Genomic DNA, 6,515 nt, shown 5'->3' with positions numbered 1-6,515 from the left:
GCCGTGTCACGGCGCGGCGCGGGCCGCAGCACGGCACGCGCCGCGTCGTCGCCCACCGGGGACAGCACCACCGCGCGGCGGACCGGTGGTCCGCCCTCGGTGCCGGCCGGCCGGGCGGACTCGCCGTCATCCGGCTTGTTCTGGCGTGACATTGCTCGCTCTCCTTCGGTCCCACAGGTGTCTGCGCACGCGCGGCCGAGGCCCGGTGCCACGTCCGGAACGCCGTCGGTCCCCACCGGGCGTGGACGGCTGCCGTACGAGACGCGTTCCACCGGGGACGACGAGCACGGCGCCGTCCGGCCCCGCGCACGGAGCGCCGTCCCCTCGCCTCCCCGGCGGCGGAATCGAACCGGTCGACGACCGCGGCGGCACTGTAACGGGGCCGGGTGGCCGCAAGACGTCCGAGATGTCACCCCGCCGACTCCCGGCCGTATCCTTCCGGTCACCTTCTCCCCGTCCCGCGGCACGCGGCCGGCCCGGTCCCGGCCGTGCCCGGTGTGCTACGCGCCGGACGGCGCGGGAGGGGGCCGCGACCGGCACGACGGCCAGAGCGGCAGGGCCGACGGCGTGGATCACCCGGCGGGCGTCGAGACGGCCGGCGGTGGGGCGACCGCCCGGCCGGCGGGCAGACCCCCGCCGTGCCCGTGAGCGCGCAGGGCGCGGCATTCGGCCAGGACCTCCGGGCCGCCCCGGCGGTGGACCGCGCCGTCCGCGCCTCCCCCGCCGAGCAGGGAGGAGTCGGCCGCGTCGACGATCGCGTCGGCGCTCCGGTGGGTGGTGTCGTCCCGGACGGGCGTGATCGTGGCGGTCACGCCCGGCGCAGCCTCCTCCACACGGCCTTCGCCGCGTTGTGTCCCGACATGCCGTGCACGCCGGGGCCGGGCGGGGTGGCCGACGAGCAGATGAAGACGGCCGGGTGCGGGGTCGTGTAGGGGGACAGGGAGAGGGTGGGACGCAGCAGGAGCTGGAGTCCGGAGGCCGCGCCGGAGGCGATGTCGCCGCCGACGTAGTTGGCGTTGCGGGCGGCGAGTTCGGGCGGTCCCGCGGTGGCGCGGGCCAGGACGCGGTCGCGGAAACCGGGGGCGTAGCGCTCCAGTTGGCGCTCGATGGCGTCGGTGAGGTCGCCGGTCCAGCCGTTCGGCACGTGGCCGTACGCCCAGAAGACGTGCTTGCCGGCCGGGGCTCGGGTGGGGTCGGCGACGCCGGGCTGCACGGTGATGAGGAAGGGTGCGTCGGGGGCGCGGCCCTCGCGGGAGGCGGCGCGCAGGGCGGCGGCGATCTCGCCGCTGTCCGCGCCGATCTGCACGGTGCCGGCGGTGCGGGCCTGGGGCGCGGTCCACGGGACGGGGCCGTCCAGCGCGTAGTCGATCTTGAAGACGCCGGGGCCGTAGCGGTAGTTCGCGTAGTGGTCGCCGAATCCGGCGATGCGGGCCAGGGCGGTGGGCGAGGTGTCGAAGACGTACGCCCGGGCCGGCGGCAGGTCGTCGAGGCGCTTGACCTCGTAGTCGGTGTGGATGCTGCCGCCGAGGTCCTTCAGGTACGCGGCGAGGGCGTCGGAGACGGCCTGGGAGCCGCCGCGGGCGACGGGCCAGCCGCGGGCGTGCGCGGCGAGGGCGAAGACCAGGCCGACGGCGCCGGTGGCGAAGCCGCCGAGGGGGGCCATGACGTGGGCGACGAGGCCGGCGAACAGGGTGCGGGCCCGCTCGTCGCGGAAGCGGCGCATGAGCCAGGTCGACGGGGGCAGGCCGGCCAGGCCGAAGCGGGCGAGGGTGACCGGGTCGCGGGGCAGCGCGGTCAGCGGCAGCGACATGAAGTCCCGGGCCAGGGTGTCCCACTTGGGCAGGAAGGGTTCGACGAGGCGGCGGTACGCGCCGGCGTCGCGCGGTCCGAAGGAGGCGGCCGTCTCCCCCACCGACCGGGACAGCACGGCCGCCGTGCCGTCCGGGAAGGGGTGCGCCATGGGGAGTTCCGGGTGCAGCCACTCCAGGCCGTAGCGCTCCAGCGGCAGGGCGCGGAACGCGGGTGAGTTGACGGCGAGGGGGTGGGCGGCGGCACACGGGTCGTGGCGGAAGCCGGGGAGGGTGAGTTCCTCGGTGCGGGCGCCGCCGCCGACGGTGTCCTTCGCCTCGAACAGGGCCACCGAGAAGCCGCGCCGGGCCAACTCGACGGCAGCGGTCAGCCCGTTCGGCCCCGCACCCACCACGACCGCATCGAGCATCGACGGCACCTTCGGACTCCTTCGTCAGCCGACGGCCACTGGAGGATCAGGATATGCCGGGCCTCCGGCGTGCTCCCGGGGGCTTCGGTGTCAGGCTCCGCCCGCCAGCAGTTCCACCACCCTGCGGGCCGTGGCCGCGTCACGGGCCGCGGTGAAGGGCAGGGTGTTGCCGCCCCTGATGCCGAAGGGCTCGCCCGCGCGGGTGAGGTGGGCGCCGCCCGCCTCCTCCACGAGGAGCAGACCGGCCGCGTGGTCCCACGCGGCCTCCCAGCTGAACGCGGTCGCGTCGGACTCGCCGCGGGCCACGGCCAGGTACTCCAGGCCGGCCGAGCCGCAGGCGCGGGGCGCCACGCCGTCCGTCCACAGACCGAGCAGGGCGCGCTTCTGCTCGTCCGTGGTGTAGTCCGGGTGGGAGGTGGCCACGCGGAGGTCGCGGCCGGGTTCCGGGGAGCCCGCGCGCAGTCGCTCGCCGTCGAGGTGCGCGCCCCGTCCCCGTACGGCCGTGGCGCATTGGTCGCGGGCGGGGGCGTAGGTCCAGGAGGCGTGCACGACTCCGCCCCGCGCGAGGGCGACCAGGGTGCAGAAGCCGGTGTCGCCGTGCACGAACTGGCGGGTGCCGTCGACGGGGTCGATGATCCACACCGGCGCCTCGTCCCGTATCGCCCCGTACGACGCCGGATTGGCGTGCACCGCCTCCTCGCCGACCACGGCCGAACCGGGCAGCAGGGCGGCGAGCGCGTCCGTGAGGTACAGCTCGGCGTTGCGGTCGGCGTCCGTCACCAGGTCGTGCGGGCCGGTCTTGAGGTCCACCTCGTGGTCGGCGAGCCGCCGCCAGCGCGGCATGATCTCCTTCGCCGCGGCCTTGCGGACCAGTTCCTCCACGTCGGAAGTATGCCGGGCGAGAAACTCGTCGATGGTTTCGTTGCTCTGCGTCATGCCTCCATGAGAGCACGCGTCACTGACATTCCCCGTCCGCCCGGTGCACTCCGGGTGGAATCGGGGGGAAGACGGGAAGACGGGAGGACAGGGTGTCCGCCCGCGGTGTCGTGGGCTCAGCGACCCACCGCGTAGCCCTGCATGCCGCGCGGGTTCGCGGCGGCGGAGAGGACGCCGGTGGCCGGGTCCCGGGCGACCGCGCAGAGCCGGCCCTCCGACCAGGCGTCGCCGACGGTCACCCGGTGGCCGCGGCGGCGCAGCTCCGTCACCACCGCGGGGTCCGTCCGGGACTCGACGGTGACGCTGCCGGGACGCATGCCGCGCGGGTAGAAGGAGCCGGGGAAGCTGTCGTTGTGCCAGCCGGGGGCGTCGACGGCGCCCTGGAGGTCGAGTCCGCCGCGCACCCGCTCGCGCAGGGCGACCGCGAGGAAGAAGTGCAGCTGCCACTGGTCCTGCTGGTCCCCGCCGGGCGTGCCGAACGCCAGGACGGGCACCCCGTCGCGCAGGGCCAGGGACGGGGTGAGGGTGGTGCGGGGGCGGCGGCCGGGGGTGAGGGTGTTGGGGAGGCCCTCCTCCAGCCACGTCATCTGCAGCCGGGTGCCGAGCGGGAAGCCCAGTTCGGGCACGACGGGGTTGGACTGGAGCCAGCCGCCGCTGGGGGTGGCCGCGATCATGTTGCCCCAGCGGTCGACGACGTCCAGGTGGCAGGTGTCGCCGCGGGTGCCGCCGTCGGCGGAGACGTCGGGTTCGCCGGGCACGGGGGACGTGGGGCTCTTGGCGACGGTGGGCTCCCCGACGCCCATCGGGCTGAAGCCGGGCGGCTCGGTGGCCGCCCCGCGCGCGTGGGCGCTCAGCCGGGGGGTGCGCCCGCCGGGGCTGCCGGGCCGCAGGTCGTGGGAGGCGCGGGGGCCGATCCCGGTCCGTCGCTCGGCGTTGTACTCGGCCGACAGCAGGTCGTCGAGCGGCACCTCGGCCGCGTCCCCGTACCAGGCCTCGCGGTCGGCCATGGCGAGCTTGCAGCCCTCGATCAGCAGGTGCAGGTACGCGGCGGAGCCGTGGCGGGGCAGTTCCGGCGGGAGCAGGGCGAGTTGCTGGAGCAGGACCGGGCCCTGGCTCCAGGGGCCGGCCTTGCACACGGTCCAGCCGTTCCAGTCGTACGTCACCGGGGCCTCGTAGGCCGCGGACCAGCCGGCGAGGTCGGCGGCGGTCAGGGTGCCGGTGTGGCGCTCCCCGGTGGTGTCCACGGTCGGGCGCCCGGCCTGGCGGACCAGTGCCTCGGCGATGAACCCGGTCCGCCACACCTCCCGCGCCGCGTCTATCTGCGCCTCCCTCTCCCCCGCTCCGGCGACCCCGGCGAGCAGCCGCTTCCAGGTGGCGGCGAGGGCGGGGTTGCGCAGCAGCTCGCCGGGGCGCGGGGACCGGCCGCCGGGCAGGTACACCTCGGCCGAGGAGGTCCACTCCGTCTCGAACAGCTCGCGTACGGTCTCGACGGCCTGACCGACGCGCTCCACGGGCGGGTGCCCGTCCTCGGCGTACCCGATGGCGTACTTCAGGACGTCGGCGAGGGTCTTGGTGCCGTGGTCGCGCAGCAGGAGCATCCAGGCGTCGAAGGCGCCGGGCACGGCCGCGGCGAGCGGTCCGGTGCCGGGGACGAGGTCCAGGCCGAGCCCCCGGTAGTGGGCGACGGTCGCCCCGGCCGGGGCGACCCCCTGCCCGCACAGCACCCGCACCTCGCCGCCGGCCGGCGCGAGCAGGATCGGCACCTCGCCGGCCGGGCCGTTGAGGTGCGGTTCGACGACGTGCAGCACGAAGGCCCCGGCCACGGCGGCGTCGTAGGCGTTGCCGCCGTCCTCCAGCACCGCCATCGCCGACTGCGAGGCCAGCCAGTGGGTGGAGGACACCATGCCGAAGGTGCCCTGGAGGGTGGGTCGGGTGGTGAACCGCATGTCTCACCTCGGTGTGCGCGGGCGGGCGACGTTGCCGAACCGTTCAGCCTCGAACGGTCAGCAGGCTACCGACCGGCGCCGACGTCCTCACGGGCCGGAGCGGTTCCGGTGCCCTCGCCGGCGCGGCGGCGGGCGTCCTCGTCGGTGCGGCGGCGGGCGTCCTCGTCGGTACGGGCGTCGTAGCCGGCGAGCCCGGGCAGCGCGGCGGCGAGCAGGCCCACCGCGGCGACGCAGGCCAGGCCGCCGCTCCAGATCGCCGGGCGGGCGCCCGTCCAGCCGGCCATCGCCCCGGCGCGGACCTGTCCGAGCTGGGGGCCGACGCTGTAGGAGAGGACCTCGATGCCGGCGAGCCGGCCGCGCAGCCGGTCGGGGATGGTCTGGTTCCAGATGGTCGAGCGGCCGAGACCGCTCAGCATGTCCCCCGCTCCCGCCAGGCCGAGGAAGACCAGCACCAGCCAGACGTTCGAGGTCCAGCCGGCCGCCGCCATGGCCAGGCCCCAGCCGGCGGCGCCGAACACCACCAGCAGGCCGTGCCGCCGCGTCCGGGAGACCCAGCCGCTGGTCAGGCTGAGCAGCAGCGATCCGACGGCGCCCGCCGAGTACATCAGGCCCAGCGCCCAGTCGGCGTCGAGCTCGTCGGCGAGGAAGGGGAAGATGGTGTTGGGGAAGGCGAAGAGCATCGCCGCCAGGTCCACCGTGTAGGTGCCGAGCAGCACCGGCCGCGACCAGGCGTACCTGGCCCCTTCGGCGATGCCGCGCAACGACGGCTTGGCGGCGTGCTCGGCGGGCGGCACGGGTGAGAGCCGGCGGCACATCAGGACCGACGCGGAGAAGCAGACCACGGTGGTGGCGTAGGCGGGGACGTTGCCCGCGTACGCCACCACGAGGCCGGCCAGCGCGGGTCCGGCGATCGCGCCCGCCTGCCAGCGCAGGGCGTTGAGCGCGGCCGCCGCGGCGAGCTGCTCGTGCGGGACGATCCGGGCCAGCAGCGAGTCCAGGGCGGGGCGTTGCAGTCCCGCGAGTGCCGCCACGCCGGCCGCCACCACGTACAGCGGCCACAGCACGGGGTGCGGCAGCAGCGCGTTCAGCAGCAGGACGACGGCCAGCAGTCCCAGCCCCGCCTCGGTGAGCACGATGACCCTGCGCCGGTCCACCGCGTCCGCGAGTGCCCCGCCGTACAGGCCGAAGACCACCAGCGGCACCAGTTCGACGGCGCCCATCGCGCCCACCGCGAGCGGTGAGCCGGTCAGCTCCTTGATCTGGAGCGGCAGCGCGATCAGCGCCATCACGCTGCCGAGGTAGGTGACCAGGCCCTGCACCCACAGGAGGCGGAAGTCGCGGGAGGAACGCCAGGGCGCGAGGTCGGGGAGGACCGCGGCGAGTTTCCTGATCATGGTTCAGCGGCTCCCGGCCGC

Annotated in this window: 4 protein-coding genes and 1 pseudogene; all 5 read right to left on the bottom strand. The window is 75.7% G+C overall.

Annotation, left to right across the window (positions count from 1 at the left end):
* Nucleotides 1–555: 555 nt before the first annotated feature.
* Nucleotides 556–812: pseudogene (locus ABTY20_RS28735) on the bottom strand (macro domain-containing protein); the annotation flags it as partial.
* Nucleotides 809–2,218, bottom strand: coding sequence for a phytoene desaturase family protein (locus tag ABTY20_RS28730; protein ID WP_351999965.1), 1,410 nt, complete (start codon nt 2,216–2,218; stop codon nt 809–811). The gene ABTY20_RS28730 and the pseudogene ABTY20_RS28735, both read right to left, overlap by 4 nt.
* A 90-nt stretch (nt 2,219–2,308) precedes the next feature.
* On the bottom strand, nt 2,309–3,154 hold the full coding sequence (locus ABTY20_RS28725) for an inositol monophosphatase family protein (RefSeq protein ID WP_351999963.1): 846 nt from the start codon (nt 3,152–3,154) through the stop codon (nt 2,309–2,311).
* Nucleotides 3,155–3,270: 116 nt separating this feature from the next.
* Nucleotides 3,271–5,100, bottom strand: a complete 1,830-nt coding sequence (locus ABTY20_RS28720; RefSeq protein ID WP_351999962.1) for a gamma-glutamyltransferase family protein — start codon at nt 5,098–5,100, stop codon at nt 3,271–3,273.
* Nucleotides 5,101–5,165: 65 nt separating this feature from the next.
* Nucleotides 5,166–6,494: an MFS transporter gene (locus ABTY20_RS28715; RefSeq protein WP_351999960.1), complete on the bottom strand. Its 1,329-nt coding sequence runs from the start codon at nt 6,492–6,494 to the stop codon at nt 5,166–5,168.
* Between the last annotated feature and the right edge of the window lie 21 nt (nt 6,495–6,515).

It is taken from the genome of Streptomyces sp. NPDC126497, from assembly GCF_040302425.1.
Classification (GTDB): domain Bacteria; phylum Actinomycetota; class Actinomycetes; order Streptomycetales; family Streptomycetaceae; genus Streptomyces.
This window is presented reverse-complemented; position numbering and strand designations above follow the sequence as displayed.

What these genes read in the sequence shown, in the direction of transcription:
- ABTY20_RS28720 (WP_351999962.1), bottom strand. Translation starts at nt 5,100, where the DNA reads ATGCGGTTCACCACCCGACCCACCCTCCAGGGCACCTTCGGCATGGTG.
- ABTY20_RS28730 (WP_351999965.1), bottom strand. Translation starts at nt 2,218, where the DNA reads ATGCTCGATGCGGTCGTGGTGGGTGCGGGGCCGAACGGGCTGACCGCT.
- ABTY20_RS28725 (WP_351999963.1), bottom strand. Translation starts at nt 3,154, where the DNA reads ATGACGCAGAGCAACGAAACCATCGACGAGTTTCTCGCCCGGCATACT.
- ABTY20_RS28715 (WP_351999960.1), bottom strand. Translation starts at nt 6,494, where the DNA reads ATGATCAGGAAACTCGCCGCGGTCCTCCCCGACCTCGCGCCCTGGCGT.